13 protein-coding genes are annotated in these 14271 nt (G+C 71.8%); 3 read left to right on the top strand and 10 right to left on the bottom strand.

Going from position 1 to position 14271, the window contains the following annotated elements; all coding sequences use genetic code 11:
• Window positions 1-77: 77 nt before the first annotated feature.
• From ACFU99_RS12670 to ACFU99_RS12685, 4 genes are all read right to left on the bottom strand, one after another.
• The gene (locus ACFU99_RS12670; protein WP_384389894.1) at window positions 78-1121 is read right to left on the bottom strand and encodes an SGNH/GDSL hydrolase family protein; all 1044 of its coding nucleotides are present in this window, start codon (window positions 1119-1121) and stop codon (window positions 78-80) included.
• A 592-nt stretch (window positions 1122-1713) separates the two neighbouring features.
• Window positions 1714-3507, bottom strand: coding sequence for a DUF4132 domain-containing protein (locus ACFU99_RS12675; protein WP_384389897.1), 1794 nt, complete (start codon window positions 3505-3507; stop codon window positions 1714-1716).
• 147 nt (window positions 3508-3654) lie between these two features.
• The gene (locus ACFU99_RS12680) at window positions 3655-4449 is read right to left on the bottom strand and encodes a sensor histidine kinase (RefSeq protein ID WP_384389900.1); all 795 of its coding nucleotides are present in this window, start codon (window positions 4447-4449) and stop codon (window positions 3655-3657) included.
• Window positions 4449-4538: a hypothetical protein gene (locus ACFU99_RS12685; RefSeq protein WP_037967594.1), complete on the bottom strand. Its 90-nt coding sequence runs from the start codon at window positions 4536-4538 to the stop codon at window positions 4449-4451. Before ACFU99_RS12685 ends, ACFU99_RS12680 begins: the two co-directional genes overlap by 1 nt.
• 387 nt (window positions 4539-4925) lie before the next feature.
• Here ACFU99_RS12685 and ACFU99_RS12690 point away from each other — a divergent pair, with 387 nt between their 5' ends.
• On the top strand, window positions 4926-5663 hold the full coding sequence (locus tag ACFU99_RS12690) for a PIG-L family deacetylase (protein ID WP_384389903.1): 738 nt from the start codon (window positions 4926-4928) through the stop codon (window positions 5661-5663).
• A 31-nt stretch (window positions 5664-5694) separates the two neighbouring features.
• Here the strand turns inward: ACFU99_RS12690 and ACFU99_RS12695 are convergent, their stop codons facing one another.
• From ACFU99_RS12695 to ACFU99_RS12720, 6 genes are all read right to left on the bottom strand, one after another.
• Window positions 5695-5913 (bottom strand): hypothetical protein, encoded by a 219-nt coding sequence (locus ACFU99_RS12695; protein ID WP_384389906.1) that lies wholly within the window; start codon window positions 5911-5913, stop codon window positions 5695-5697.
• A 137-nt stretch (window positions 5914-6050) separates the two neighbouring features.
• Entirely contained in the window at window positions 6051-6833 is a 783-nt protein-coding gene (locus ACFU99_RS12700) for a succinate dehydrogenase iron-sulfur subunit (RefSeq protein ID WP_384389909.1), read from the bottom strand.
• Window positions 6833-8587, bottom strand: coding sequence for a succinate dehydrogenase flavoprotein subunit (gene sdhA, locus ACFU99_RS12705; RefSeq protein ID WP_384389912.1), 1755 nt, complete (start codon window positions 8585-8587; stop codon window positions 6833-6835). Before sdhA ends, ACFU99_RS12700 begins: the two co-directional genes overlap by 1 nt.
• Before the next feature lie 23 nt (window positions 8588-8610).
• Complete coding sequence (locus tag ACFU99_RS12710) at window positions 8611-9081, bottom strand: succinate dehydrogenase hydrophobic membrane anchor subunit (protein WP_030893260.1); 471 nt, start codon at window positions 9079-9081, stop codon at window positions 8611-8613.
• Between the two features lies 1 nt (window position 9082).
• Window positions 9083-9463: a succinate dehydrogenase, cytochrome b556 subunit gene (gene sdhC / locus ACFU99_RS12715; protein WP_363133459.1), complete on the bottom strand. Its 381-nt coding sequence runs from the start codon at window positions 9461-9463 to the stop codon at window positions 9083-9085.
• Between the two features lie 284 nt (window positions 9464-9747).
• Entirely contained in the window at window positions 9748-10362 is a 615-nt protein-coding gene (locus ACFU99_RS12720; protein ID WP_384389915.1) for a 2-oxo-4-hydroxy-4-carboxy-5-ureidoimidazoline decarboxylase, read from the bottom strand.
• A gap of 256 nt (window positions 10363-10618) precedes the next feature.
• Between ACFU99_RS12720 and ACFU99_RS12725 the strand changes: the two genes are divergently transcribed.
• The gene (locus tag ACFU99_RS12725; RefSeq protein ID WP_384389918.1) at window positions 10619-12262 is read left to right on the top strand and encodes a glycoside hydrolase family 20 protein; all 1644 of its coding nucleotides are present in this window, start codon (window positions 10619-10621) and stop codon (window positions 12260-12262) included.
• Between the two features lie 214 nt (window positions 12263-12476).
• Window positions 12477-14271: glycosyltransferase (locus ACFU99_RS12730; RefSeq protein ID WP_384389921.1), on the top strand; the 1795-nt coding region annotated here is incomplete at its 3' end.

The following is a 14271-nucleotide window of genomic DNA, read 5'->3' on the forward strand; positions in this document are numbered from 1 at the left end:
GAGCACCGCCGCCCGTGCGCTGTCACCGCGTGGGAGTGCCGTACGGGCCGCTCACCGGTTGGCGCCGTACGGACCGCTCACCGGTTGAGGACCTGCTCGACCTTGTCGGCGACCCGCTTGGCCTGGATGTCGCGGCCCTTCTCGTTGGGGTGCAAGTACCACGGGAGCGGCTGGTCGCCGAACTTGAGCAGCGAGGGCTCCAGCAGGCCGCCGACGCCCCGGTTCGCGCCGTCGCACGCCGTGTTGTTCCCGGTGTGGCCGTAGAGCTCCACGAAGTCGGCGCCGGCGTCCGCGGCGGCCTTCTTCATGTCGTCGTCCAGCCGCTTCTGGACCTGGTCCAGGACCGGCAGGGCGTCGTGCGGGACATCGACGAACGGCAGCTCCGTCTGGCCGGGCGCCGGCTTCAGGCACTTGGCCGTGTCGTGCGGCACGATCCTGGGGTAGCCGACCAGGACGGGCTTCGCGTCGGGGGAGAAGTACCGGATGCGCTCGATCATCTCCTCCAGGTCCCAGCCGACCCGCTCGAACTGATCGTCCAGCCACTGCTTCCCGGTCCCGGACTCGAAGAACTCGCGGCACTTGGCGGCTGGTTGCTTGTCGTCCACCGGCGTGCCGGGCAGCAGCGCCCCGTCATCGCCGCGCAGCTTGGCGGAACACTGCTTCAGAATGCGGCTGAACCCCACCGTGTTGCCGCCCATGCTGCCCACGACCAGTCCGGTGTCGGGCTTGAGCGCGTCCTGCTGCGGCGGGAGCGCGCCGAGGCCGAAGGGCAGCTCTTGCTTCTCCCAGAGGTGATGGGTGAGTGCGCCTCCGCAGGAGACGTCCGCCTGGACGTCGAGCGTGATGCCCTTCTCCTTCAGATGCCGGGTGGCGACGGCAGGGTAGTTCTCCTTCGCCTGGAAGCAGAAGAACCTTTCGCTGCCTTCGTGGTTCACGGGAGCGATGCCGTAGTTGGCCGTGTACGAGTCGCCGAAGAAGACGGTCGGTACGGGGGCGGCGGGCGCCGCGTCGGCGCCGGTCGCCGGGCCGGCGAGGGCCAGGCAACTGCCCAATGCGATGGCCGCGGCGGCCAGTCGCCGTGCTGTCGCGGATTTCGTCGTCTTGCGCATGACCGAAGACATGGCGGTGCCCTTTCCTGGAGGCCCACGTGGAGAGTCCGGCGAGCCGGAGTGCTCCGTATTCATTCATGCGCACAGAGTGATGATCCAATGGTGTGGTCCAAACCGAATGTTCCTGGACATCCCCTTTGTGTGTGGCCATCTCGCCTGTTCAGCGGGGGTTGGAGCAGTGCGGCCGATGAGACCGGCTGGAGATCCTGACTCGAAAGGGGAAGGGCCTGTCCGGCCGCCGTGCGGGCCCGGCGGCGTGGCCGTGTGCCGAACGGGTAGAAGCGTCCAACCCGTGGTCGGTCGCGCCGCACGCAGGACCGGCCGTCGAAGGCGCGTCCCGCGACCGCCGATGCCCCCTCCGCGTACTTGGCCGGAAGTCTTCCGGCGGCACGTCGGATCGCGTCGGGTCCCTGACGTCAACTGCTCGCGCGGCGCGCGGCGCGCGGCACTTGGCTCATGCGAGACCATTCGGTCGCCGGTCGCCGGTCGCCGGTCGCCGGTCGCGGGGTGCCGGGCCGCCCAGGCGCCGCCGGGCGTCGCCCCGTCCCGGATGCCGCTCTGTTCCGGCGGCGGGCCGTCGCCGTCCGGCGGGGCGGCACCCGCCCTACGGTTTCGCCTCGGCCCAGGCCGCCCCGGCGGCCTCGACCGCCTGCGCGGGTACGGCGGCGTCCACCGGCCCGGCCTTTCCTGCGGGCCCGGCCTCCGCGTCCGCCACGAACAGCCCCACGTCGCGTATCGCCTCCGAGAAGGCGAGGGCGGGAACGTCCGTCGGGGTCACCGGAGTCCAGGCCCCGCGCGGCCCCCGGCGGCGCTCGAAGCGCACCGGGCCCATCACGCAGAGCATGAGCCCGCCGTCCCGGCCCTCCGCTTCGTCGGCACCCGTGCCCGCGACCCTGGCGCCGGCCCTGCCTCCGACCCCGAACCCCACCTTGTACAGGGCCTCTTCCGGGCGCACCAGTTCCATGAGCAGCCGCGCCCGCCAGAACTCTCCCTCGGTGCGGCGCAGTTCGCCGGGCCGGGGCAGTTCGCGCACGGCCTCCGCCTGTTGCTGCGCGTCGCCGTAGCCGAGCCGTCCGCCCGTCCAGCCGGTCTTCGCCATCAGCTCCTTGGCCGGTCCGTACCACAGCAGGCGGCCCGCGAAGTGCAGGGACTCGCCGGGGGCTTCCCCCTCCGCCCCGCCGGGACGGTAGGCGTCGCGGAAGATCTGCGGGAACGGCTGCCTCAGCTCGCGGTCCGCCGACTCCTCGCGCCACACGCGCACTTCCTCGGCCCCGGCCCGTACCGGATGCCACAGCCGCAGCAGCGCGCCCTCCTCGACCCGGTCCGCCGTGCCGCCCGCGCCCGCCAGCGCCCAGCCCCCGCCCGTACGCTCCGGGAACCCGGCGATCCACGCGCCGCCCGCGCCGTCGCTCGCCTCCCACAGCAGCGTACGGGCCGCCGCGCCCGTCACCGGGTGGTCCAGGCAGCGCAGGGCCCACTCCTCGGCAGACCAGACCGTGCCCGCGGCCAGCTGCTCCGCGAGCCGGTCGCACTCGGCGGGCAGCAGCGTCCGCAGCTGCTTCAAGGCGGCGCGCAGCTCGGCCAGTTCGGCGCCGTACTCCGCGCGGAGCGCCTTCGGCGGGGACTTCAGCACCCGCCCCTCGGGCCCCCGGAACGAGAGATCGGCCTCGGTGGGGGAGACGGACAGCACCGCCGTGTACGGACCGAGCTGCTCCTCCCGCATGCCGCGCGCGTCCAGCCCCGCCGTGGGCACCGACCGCTCGCGCACCCGGCCCGGCGCGACGCCCCCGCGCGCGACGATGTCCTCCAGCGCCCGCTCCACGCCCTTGAGCACGGTGCGGTTGCGCACCTCGCCCCGGATTCGCTCCAACTCCTGGGCGGCCGGCTCCCCCAGGGGGCCGTCGAACGTACCGAGCACGGAGACGGCGGCCGTGGCGATCCGCCCATGGCGGCACTGGCCGCCGGAACCGCCCAGACCGGTCCCGGCGCGGAGGGCGACGGCCCCTATGAGGGTGACGCCCCCGTCGCCCCGTACGCTCTCGGCCGCCGCCCACAGCAGCCCCCGCACCAGCTCGCCGTTGCCCTCCCCGGCGATGCCCCGCGCCCCGGTGCGCAGTGTGTGCTCCTCCTGCACCGCGATGCCGCGCAGCAGCGCCTCCACGGCCTCCCCGGCGCGCGGCGCAGCGCCCAGCAGCACGGCGGCCGTCCGCCGCCAGCGCCCGGTGACGCGTCCGCCGCCGCCCGCCACGCGGCGGCAGTGGTCCAGCAGCGCGGCCACGCCCGGGGAGGTGAGCAGCGCGGGGTGCGCGGCGCGCATCGCCGGGCCGTACGCGTCGCCGTCGTCGAGGATGTCCGGCGGCAGTCCGCACGACACCATGCCCTCTTCGCCCACCGTCATGGCGCGCACTCCTCCCCGATCCCGATCCCCGAACCCGACCCCGACCCCGAACCCACCGGCCCCGTACAGAAGACGATAGGCGGCACCACTGACAGTGCCGGTGGGCAGGGCGGCCGGGACCGGGGTCGGGCCGGGATCAGGCCGGGGTCAGGTCGGTTCGGCGGCCGGGAGGGACAGGACCATCGTCAGTCCGCCGCCGGGGGTGTCCTCCGGCGTGAGCGTCCCGCTCATCGCCTCCGCCAGGCCGCGGGAGAGTGCGAGCCCCAGCCCCAATCCGGTCGAATTGTCGGTGTCGCCGAGCCGTTGGAAGGGCAGGAACGCGCCTTGCCGGGCCGCTCCGGTCAGCCCCGGCCCCCGGTCCGTGACCCGCAGCTCCACCCGGCCCGCGCGCGCTTCGGCTGCCACGGAGACGGGGCGGCCGGCGGGGGAGTGGCGCAGGGCGTTGGTCAGCAGATGCGCGAGTATCCGGGCGAGTTGCGCGGGGTCGGCGCGTACCGCCGGGGCGGCGGTCAGGCCGCGTACGGTCACGTCGGCGGTGTCGGCGTCCGGGAAGCGGTTCAGCACGGCGGGCAGCACCTCGCTCCAGCCGGTCGGCCGCAGGCGCAGCCGCAGCATTCCGGTCTGGAGGCGGCTCATGTCCACCAGGTCGTCCACGAGCCGGCCCAGCCGGGCCAGCGACTCCTCGGTGGCGCTGAGGAGTTCGTCGCGCTCCTCGGGGCTGAAGTCCACGTCGCGGCTGCGCAGCGACCCGACCGCGGCCAGGGCGCCGGCGAGCGGTGTGCGCAGGTCGTGGCTGACGGCGGCCAGCATGGCGGTGCGCAGCTGGTCGGCGGCGTCCGGGGGCGGGTTGCGCGGCGGTCGGTTCGGCGCGGGCCGGCCCCGCGACGGCCGGTCGCGTAACAGCGGGTCGTACGCCGGCCGCCCTGCGGGGCGTCCCGGCATCAGAACCGGTCCGGGAAGGCGCGCGCGAGGAGCAGGAGTCCGACCAGCACGGCCGCGATCACGAGACCGACGACGTTCTCTACAGTCACTGCGCACTCCATGCGTGAGGGTCTGGGGCCGGTGCAGGAAGCCGGCTTCCGTAGCGCATCGCGCGCCACTGCCTATAGGGACCCCTGTTGACGGCCCTCTGGCGCATATCGCGCACACCTTGACGCCAATTTGACGGGCTTTCGCCTGATGGGGTGAGGCGGGCGGCGGCAGGACAGCGGCAAGCCCGCCCGCCCCAACAGAACCTTCAGTCCCTCCTCTTACTGGCTTACGCTCTGGTGGCGGAGGCTCGCCCCTGCTACGTTCGTTGGTCTGGACCTGGCCCGATGGCTCGACGCGAGGGCGGCACTCTCCCGAGCGGAGCGGAACGTCGTGGTGGCTCCGACCTCATTCACCCGCCCGCTCGCCCGAACACGCCGGAGTACCACGTGCCCAGCCCCTGGACCACCGTCGTCATATCCCCGCACTTCGACGACGCAGCCCTCTCCCTCGCCGGCCTGCTGCGCCGCCTCGACGGGCCCGCCGCGGTCGTCACCGTCCACGCCGCCGCGGCGCCGGCCGGCAGCGAACTCTCCTACTGGGACTCGGTCTGCGGCTTCACCTCGACCGCCGAGACCCACCGCGCCCGGCTCGCGGAGGACGCCCGCGCGTGCGCCCTGATGCGCGTCGACCAGGTGCTCCTGGACCACGCCGACGGCCCGTACCGCAACCGCGAGCCGCTCACCGCGCTGACGGACTTCCTGGCGGCCCTGCCGCTCACCACGCGGGTCCTGCTGCCCCTGGGCACCAACCAGCGCGACCACCAGGCCGTACGGGACCAGGGCCTGGCCGCCCTGGCGACCCGCCCCGGCACCGACGCCGCCGACGCGCTCCGCCCCTGGGTCTACGCGGATCTCCCCTACTCCGGCGCGGCGGACGAATGGGGCACCGAGGAGGCGTCCGCCGCCCTGGAACGCAGCGACCGCGGCAGCGCCTACCGCGCCCTCGCCTCCCGCCACCACCTGGAAGTCGTCCAGGACGTGCACCTCACCGAAGAGGAATGGCTCGCCAAACGCGAGGCAGTCCTCTGCTACACCTCCCAGCTCGCCCCCGTAGCCGTCGACCACAAAGCCTTCCTCCGCCACCCGGGCCCCCTCCAGTCCGAACTGGTCTGGGAACTGAGCTGAGGTCAGCTGAGCTGAGCCGTGGGCTCCGCCGTCAGTGGATGTCGGGCACCCCGAGCGAGGCGATGTCCACGCCGCCCAGGCGGCGTACGGCCTCCTGGGCGGCGGCCAGCCGCTCGGCGCGCTCCTCGGCGGTCGACTGCTCGGCGGCCAGGGCCTCGACCAGCCGGCTGATGCTCATGCCGCGCTCCTTGGCGAGCTCGGCGAGATGGTCACGGGTCTCCCGCGGGACCCGGATTGTCGCACGCGTCATCGCGCCACTATAGGAGTCCGCAGGACAAGGGGCCCCGCCCCGCAGCGCCCCCAGACACACCAAAAGACCCCGCCCCGTCCAAAGACGGATGCGGGGCCCCAGAGCGTGAGCCCGGGGCGGAAAACCCGGGCGGAAGCTCAGAAGCGGCGCGTGATCAGGGCGCGCTTCACTTCCTGGATGGCCTTGGTGACCTCGATGCCGCGGGGGCACGCGTCGGTGCAGTTGAAGGTGGTGCGGCAGCGCCAGACGCCGTCCTTGTCGTTGAGGATTTCGAGGCGCTGCTCACCGCCCTCGTCGCGCGAGTCGAAGATGAAGCGGTGCGCGTTGACGATGGCGGCCGGGCCGAAGTACTGGCCGTCGTTCCAGAACACCGGGCACGAGGACGTGCACGCGGCGCACAGGATGCACTTGGTGGTGTCGTCGAAGCGCTCGCGGTCCTCGGCGGTCTGGTGGCGCTCGCGCGTCGGCTCGTTGCCCGTGGTGATCAGGAACGGCATGACGTCGCGGTACGCCTGGAAGAACGGCTCCATGTCGACCACGAGGTCCTTGAGGACCGTGAGCCCCTTGATGGCCTCGACCGTGATCGGCTTGTCCGGGTTGATGTCCTTGATCAGCGTCTTGCACGCGAGGCGGTTCTTGCCGTTGATCCGCATCGCGTCCGAGCCGCAGATGCCGTGCGCGCAGGAGCGCCGGAAGGTCAGCGTCCCGTCCAGCTCCCACTTGATCTTGTGGAGAGCGTCGAGGACCCGCTCCTTGGGGTCGATCTCAAGCTTGAAGTCCTCCCAGACGGCGTCCGCCGAGACCTCCGGGTTGAACCGGCGGATCCGGAAGGTGGCCGTGACCAGGTGGCCCTTGTCGGCCTCCAGGGCGTCCAAGGAGGCCGAGTGCCCGTCGGCCTTGTCGAGTGTGGGGGTGCTCATCAGTACTTACGCTCCATCGGCTGGTAGCGGGTCTGCACGACCGGCTTGTAGTCGAGGCGGATCGTCTCTTTGCCGGAGGAGTCCGTCTCGCGGTACGCCATGGTGTGCCGCATGAAGTTGACGTCGTCGCGGTTCGGGTAGTCCTCGCGGTAGTGACCGCCGCGCGACTCCTTGCGGGCCAGCGCCGATACGGCCATGACCTCGGCCAGGTCGAGCAGGTTGCCCAGCTCGATGGCCTCCAGCAGGTCGGTGTTGAACCGCTTGCCCTTGTCCTGCACGGACACGTTCTTGTACCGCTCGCGCAGCTCGCCGATGGTCTCCACGGCGGTCTTGATCGTCTGCTCGGTGCGGAACACCATCACATTGGCGTCCATGCACTCCTGGAGCGCCTTGCGCAGCTCGGTGACGCGCTCGGTGCCCGTGGAGTCGCGCAGGCTCTCGACCTGCGAGGCGACCAGCGACGCCGGGTCCTCCGGCAGCTCGACGAAGTCGTTCTTCGCCGCGTACTCGGCGGCGGCGATGCCCGCCCGGCGGCCGAAGACGTTGATGTCGAGCAGCGAGTTGGTGCCCAGCCGGTTCGCGCCGTGCACGGAGACGCAGGCGACCTCGCCGGCGGCGTACAGGCCCGGCACGACGGTGGTGTTGTCGGCCAGCACCTCGCCCTCGACATTGGTCGGGATGCCGCCCATGGCGTAGTGCGCGGTCGGCTGGATCGGGATCGGGTCCGTGTACGGCTCGATGCCCAGGTACGTCCGCGCGAACTCGGTGATGTCCGGCAGCTTGGCGTCCAGCTGCTCCGGCGGCAGGTGGGTGAGGTCCAGGTAGACGTGGTCGCCGTCGGGGCCGCAGCCGCGCCCCTCGCGGATCTCCGTGTAGATGGAGCGCGAGACCACGTCGCGCGAGGCGAGGTCCTTCATGACGGGCGCGTACTTCTCCATGAAGCGCTCGCCGTCCTTGTTGCGGAGGATGCCGCCCTCGCCGCGCGCGCCCTCCGTCAGGAGGATGCCCATCCGCCAGATGCCTGTCGGGTGGAACTGGAAGAACTCCATGTCCTCCAGCGGCAGCCCGCGCCGGTACGCGGCGGCCTGGCCGTCACCGGTCAGGGTGTGCGCGTTGGAGGTCACCTTGAAGAACTTGCCCGTGCCGCCGGAGGCGAAGATGATCGCCTTCGCCTGGAAGACGTGGATCTCGCCGGTCGCCAGCTCGTACGCGACGACGCCGGAGGCCTTCTTGACCCCGTCCACGTCCTGGAGCAGCAGGTCCAGGACGTAGAACTCGTTGTAGAACTCCACGCCCTCCTTGACGCAGTTCTGGTACAGCGTCTGGAGGATCATGTGGCCGGTGCGGTCCGAGGCGTAGCAGGACCGGCGGACGGGGGCCTCGCCGTGGTTACGGCTGTGACCGCCGAAGCGTCGCTGGTCGATGGTGCCGTCGGGCGTCCGGTTGAACGGCAGGCCCATCCGCTCCAGGTCGAGGACCGAGTCGATGGCCTCCTTCGCCAGGATCTCGGCGGCGTCCTGGTCGACCAGGTAGTCGCCGCCCTTGATCGTGTCGAAGGTGTGCCACTCCCAGTTGTCCTCCTCGACATTGGCGAGGGCGGCGGCCATGCCGCCCTGCGCCGCGCCGGTGTGGGAGCGGGTCGGGTAGAGCTTGGTCAGCACGGCGGTGCGGCTGCGCTTCGTCGACTCGATGGCCGCGCGCATGCCGGCGCCGCCTGCGCCGACGATCACGGTGTCGTACTTGTGAATCTTCATGGGTTAAGCCTCGGTCCCGGGGTCTACTGGATGTTCGGGTCGAAGGTGAAGATCACCAGCGTGCCCAGAAGGACGGTGAACACCGTGGCGGTGTACAGCAGCATCTTCAGCCAGAAGCGGGTGTTGTCCCGCTGCGCGTAGTCGTTGATGACCGTGCGCAGGCCGTTCGCGCCGTGCAGCATCGCCAGCCACAGCATCGTGAGGTCCCACACCTGCCAGAACGGCGAGGCCCAGCGGCCGGCGACGAACGCGAAGCCGATCTTGGAGACACCGCCGTCCAGCACGAGCTGGATCAGCAGGTGGCCGAGGACGAGGACGACCAGCACGATGCCGGACAGGCGCATGAAGAGCCAGCCGTACATCTCGAAGTTGGTGCGGGTCGACTTGGGGGTCTTCTTGGTACGCGCGCGGGGCGGCTCGATCACCGGAGCCGGGTGGTCCGCGTCGTACAGCGACACGGAGTCGTGCGGCGTTGTGGTCTCTGCGGAGGACATCTCAGCTCCCGAACAGCGTGCGCAGGGTGTGCTGCAGCACGGGGTAGAAAGCGCCGGCCATCAGCACGACCCAGACGCCGACGACGGTCCAGAGCAGCTGCTTCTGGTACTTCGGGCCCTTCGACCAGAAATCCACGGCGATGACCCGCAGGCCGTTGAGCGCGTGGAAGAGGATGGCGGCCACCAGGCCGTACTCCATCACGTTGACGATGGGCGTCTTGTACGTCGCTACGACGTCGTCGTACGCCTGGGGAGAGACGCGGACGAGAGCGGTGTCGAGGACGTGCACGAACAGGAAGAAGAAAATGAGGACGCCAGTGACTCGATGAGCCACCCAGGACCACATGCCTTCCCGGCCGCGGTACAGCGTTCCAGCCGGCACTGAAAACCCTCCGGGAGCGGGGATTGGGGGCTGCCGCCAGCTTCTAACAGGTAAGAGAGGAGCACTGTCGGTCGGGCCCGGCCGGGTACGGTCCACCGGCCCTGGCCATCGTAGCGACGACGTGTCGGTTCGCTCGCCCGGGGTCCTTAGGTGTGATCAAACAGGCACGTACGGCCTACTCGGGAGGGGTGCGGGCCGCCCTGGAAGCCCGATTTCGGGGCGTATGTTCGTACGGGCGTTCGAGTTGCGGTCTTCCGCGTGCCGCGCGCCGGTCACGCCCCCGCTCACGTCCCCGCGCACTCCTGCGCGTCCGGTACGGGTGTGACCTCCGGTACGCGCGCGGCCTCCGTGACGAGTCGGGCCAGTCGCCCGCGGGCGAGCCGCCGCGTCTCGTCGGCGGTGACGGCGCGCTCCTCGTCGGGCTCATGGGTGAGCCGCACGCGAATCGCGGCGAGCACCTGACCCAGCGCCTCCTCCGGCGCGAAACTGTCCAGGCAGATCACGAAGACATGGCCGAATTTGCTCTCGTACGCGGCGTGCGCGGCCCGTAGCGCGGTGTATGCGGCGAGTGTGCCCAGACCTGACAGCCCTGGCAGCCCCGGCGGGCCGGCCGGGTCGCCGCTGCCGGCGGCCAGCGGCGGGTGATGCGCGGCGTGCTCGCCCGCGAGCGCCTCGGCGAGGTCGGCGGGGGTGAGGTCGTAGGCGGCCTCGTCGGCGGCGGCGAGCAGTGCGTCCAGGTCGGGGTAGGGGCGGTGGGCCGCGATCCGCTCGATCCACCGGCGGCTGCCGCAGCAGGCGCGCAGGGCTTCCTCGGCCGCTCGGGGGGCGGCGGAGTTGAGACGGTCGAGACCGTGGTGCATGAAATCCTCGGGCTGGATCGGGCTGGATCGGGTGGGCATATCGGGTGGGCATGAGGGTGTGCGGTGGTGCGAATGGGCTGGGGAAGGGGTGAAGGGTGAGGCTCAGGGGGATGGAGTCGTCACCGTAGCGATGCGACTCGGCCACTGTCCGACGGATGCACGAATTTCACCCGGACGTGAGGCGCTACGGGCGCGTAACTGACGGCTGAAGGGGCAACACCCCATACCTTCGCCCCGGAATCACACCAATCATCCGGACTCATAAGCTTTTGCAACCAAGCAGGAGGAGCGCGCCATGCGGTTGCCCCGCAGCATCAGCCGGACAGCGGTCGTACGGGCCGCCGTCGCGGGCGCCGTCGTGGTCGTGGCCGTCGTCATCGGCTTCCTCGTATGGCCGAAGGACGACGGTCCCAGCGCCCCGAGCGCGGCCTCCCACAGCCCCACGCCCACCCCCGCCGCCACCGGCCCGCTGTCCAAGCCGCCCCGCACCATCCCCGCCGTGCGGGACTTCGACGCCGCCCGCGGCCCCGGCTGGCGGCCCGTGCACACCGCCCGCGTCATCGCCGACCCGAGCGGCCCGCTCGGCGAATCGACCCGCATCCTCGCCCGCGACCTCGACCTGAAGACCGCCTCCGGCCCCGCCCGCCGCGGCGACGTCGAACTCCGCCTCGGCCGTGACGGCGGCTCCGACGGCGGTCACGACGGCGGCCAGGACAGTGGCCAGGACGGCGGCCCCGAGTCGTACACCATGACCACCCGCGACGGCCGCGTCGTGATCACCGGTGCGGACGAGGCCGGCGCCTTCTACGGCACCCGCACCGTCGTCCAGGCCGTACGCTCCGGCGGGCAGGTGCCCGAGGGGACCGTGCGGGACCGGCCCGACCGCCCCCAGCGCGGCCTCAACCTCGACATCGCCCGCAAGTTCTTCGACGCCGACTGGATCGAGGCCCGCCTCCGCGAGATGGCCGACCTCAAGCTCAACCAGCTCTGCCTGCACTTCTCCGACGACCAGGGCTTCCGCATCGAGAGCAGCAGCCACCCCGAGATCGTCTCCGACCAGCACCTCACCAAGGCCCAGCTGCGCCACATCACCGACCTCGCCTCCAGCCTGCACATCGAGGTCATCCCCGAGATCGACTCGCCCGGCCACCTCGGCGCGGTCTTCAAGGCCCACCCCGGCCTCGAACTCCGCAACGCCGCCGGGCGCCCCGCGCGCGGCGCCGCGGACATCTCCGACAAGAAGGCCGCCGACCTCGTCGACGACCTGCTCCGCGAGTACGCCCCGCTGTTCCCCGGCCCGTACACGCACCTCGGCGGCGACGAGTACCTCGCCCTCATGGCCAGCGACCCCGAGAGCTCCTACCCGGGCCTCGCGGAGGCCGCTCGTACCAAGTACGGGCCCGACGCCAAGGTCCAGGACCTGGCGACGGGGTGGCTCAACGACCGGGCGGCCACCGTGGGTTCCCTCGGCGGCAAGGCCAAGGTGTGGAACGACGGCGTCCACGCCGGCGGCGTCGTCGCCACTGACAAGAACCGTGAGATCGAGTACTGGACCGGCACCGAGCTCGGCGCCCGCGACCCCCTGGAGTACCTGAAGGAGGGCCGCAAACTCGTCAACCTCAACGACGAGTTCCTCTACTACGTGCTCGGTCAGCCCAACCAGTTCCGCTACCCCACCGGGCAGCGGATCTACGAGCAGTGGTCGCCCGCCGTGCTGCGCGGCACCAAGCCCGTACCCGCCTCCCTCGCCGGACCGGACCGCGTGCTCGGCGGCCGGCTGGCGGTCTGGGGCGACATCCCCGGCGCCCAGACCACCGAGCAGGTCGCGCGCGGCATCCGGCTGCCGCTGCGGGCCGTGGCCCAGAAGCTGTGGGACCCGCGAAAGCCCCAGCTGCCCTGGAAGGAGTTCACGGCGCTGGCCGACCGCGTGGAGCACTGAGGGCCGACCGCGTGGAGCACTGAAGGCCGACCGCGCGGAGCACTGAGGACGGGGCCGCGGGGGCGTCACACGATGCGTACCTGGCAGTAGCCCCCGGGCGGTGCCGCGCCGCGGAAAGGCTTGTCAGTATGGGGGACAACCATTGCCGATGCTGGCGCATCTAGCTACGGCGGAGTGCGCGTTCGCGCGCCCGCGCATCTGAACGAGGGCCCCGATGAAGATCGAATTCCTGATTCACAACGCGTACGGAATCGGCGGCACGATCCGCTCGACCGTCAACCTCGCCGCAGCACTCGCTGACCGGCACGACGTCCGCATCACGAGCGTCAACCGCCCGGCGGACGCCCCCGAGCTGACGATCGATCCGCGCGTCCCCGTCACCCCCCTCGTCGACCTGCGCGAGGGCGCCGACACCGACGAGTACGCCGACCCGCTCAACCAGAAGCCCAGCGCACTCTTCCGGGACGAGCGGATCGACAACGGCCGGATGGCCGCCACCGCCCTGACCGACCAGCGGATCGCCGCGCACCTCGCCGCCACCGACGCCGACGTCGTCATCGCCACCCGCCCCAAGCTCATCGGCTACCTCGCCGAGTACGGCAGCGACCGCTACCTCCGGCTCGGCCAGGAGCACCTCACCCACGAGGCGCACGTACCCGAACTGCACGAGGTGATGGACCCCGCCATCGCCGCCCTCGACGCGTTCGCCACCGTCTCCGAGGCCGACGCCGGGCACTACCGGGACGCCCTCCCCGACGCCCGCGCGCGCATCCTGTGCATCCCCAACGCCGTGCCCGCCCCCGCCGCCGACCCCGCCGACCTCGGCGCGGGCGCCACCAACACCATCGTCTCCGCCGGCCGCCTCGTCGCCGTCAAGCGCTACGACCGGCTCATCGCGGCCTTCGCCAAGGTCGCCGCCGAGCGCCCCGACTGGAACCTGCGGATCTACGGGCGCGGCCCCGCCAAGGCCAAGCTGCGCAAGCAGATCGAGCGGCTCGGGCTGTACGAGCGGGTCCTGCTGATGGGCGCCCGCTCGCCCATCGAGACGGAGTGGGCCAAGGGCTCCATCGCCGCCGTCGCCTCCGACGCCGAGTCCTTCGGCATGACCATCGTCGAGGCCATGCACGCGGGCCTGCCCGTCGTCGCCACCGACTGCCCGTACGGCCCGCGCGAGATCCTCACCGACGGCACCGACGGCATCCTCGTCCCGCTCGACGACTCCGACGCCGTCGACGCCTATGCCGACGCGCTCCTGAGACTCACCGGCGACGCGGAGCTGCGCCGCACGCTGGGCGCCGCCGCCCGCCGTACCGCCCACCGCTACGAGCCGGCCACCATCGCCGGCCGCTACGAGCGGCTCTTCGAGGAACTGCGCCCCGGCTCCACGACGGCCGCCCCGGCCAAGGGCGGGCTGCTGCGCGGCCTGTTCGGCGGCAACAAGTCCGGCAACAAGTCCGGCAACAAGACGGCCGGGAAGAAGAAGACTGCCGCGCCCGCCCACAGCCCGGCCGACCCGAACCCGGGAGCGCGCTGCGCCGTGGAGAGCGACGGCACCCTGACCATCGCTCTCCGCTCCGAGCAGCTCACCGCCGCCGACTCCCACCTCCTGCTGCGCCACCGCGGCAGCAAGGGCAAGGAGTCCGTGCGCGTCGAGCTCCCCAAGCGCCGGGTGCCCGGCGAGCGCGTCGAGGTCCGCGTCGAGCGCTCGGCGCACACCATGGCCGAGGGCCGCTGGGACAGCTACGTGGAGCGCTCCGGCGACAAGACGCGCCGCCGGCTCGCGGCCGAACTGGTCGAGCAGAAGCGCCTGTTGACCCTCCCGCTCACCGAGACCGGCGACGGCGTCGGCCACTGGGTCCCGTACGAGACGAGCGACGGCTTCCTGGCCGTACGCACCTGGCAGCGCGCCGTGCACGCCGAGGCCGCCGAGGTCCTGGTCGGGGACGACGGCATCACGGTCACCGTCGACGTCGGCCCCGCCCTCGGCGGCAAGCGGCTCGGCGACGGCG

The sequence above is a fragment of the Streptomyces sp. NPDC057654 genome (assembly GCF_042800135.1).
Lineage (GTDB): Bacteria > Actinomycetota > Actinomycetes > Streptomycetales > Streptomycetaceae > Streptomyces.

Coding starts and splice junctions, on each gene's coding strand:
- ACFU99_RS12670 (WP_384389894.1), bottom strand. CDS start 1,121: ATGTCTTCGGTCATGCGCAAGACGACGAAATCCGCGACAGCACGGCGA.
- ACFU99_RS12675 (WP_384389897.1), bottom strand. CDS start 3,507: ATGACGGTGGGCGAAGAGGGCATGGTGTCGTGCGGACTGCCGCCGGAC.
- ACFU99_RS12680 (WP_384389900.1), bottom strand. CDS start 4,449: ATGCCGGGACGCCCCGCAGGGCGGCCGGCGTACGACCCGCTGTTACGC.
- ACFU99_RS12695 (WP_384389906.1), bottom strand. CDS start 5,913: ATGACGCGTGCGACAATCCGGGTCCCGCGGGAGACCCGTGACCATCTC.
- ACFU99_RS12700 (WP_384389909.1), bottom strand. CDS start 6,833: ATGAGCACCCCCACACTCGACAAGGCCGACGGGCACTCGGCCTCCTTG.
- sdhA (WP_384389912.1), bottom strand. CDS start 8,587: ATGAAGATTCACAAGTACGACACCGTGATCGTCGGCGCAGGCGGCGCC.
- ACFU99_RS12710 (WP_030893260.1), bottom strand. CDS start 9,081: ATGTCCTCCGCAGAGACCACAACGCCGCACGACTCCGTGTCGCTGTAC.
- ACFU99_RS12720 (WP_384389915.1), bottom strand. CDS start 10,362: ATGCCCACCCGATCCAGCCCGATCCAGCCCGAGGATTTCATGCACCAC.
- ACFU99_RS12725 (WP_384389918.1), top strand. CDS start 10,619: ATGCGGTTGCCCCGCAGCATCAGCCGGACAGCGGTCGTACGGGCCGCC.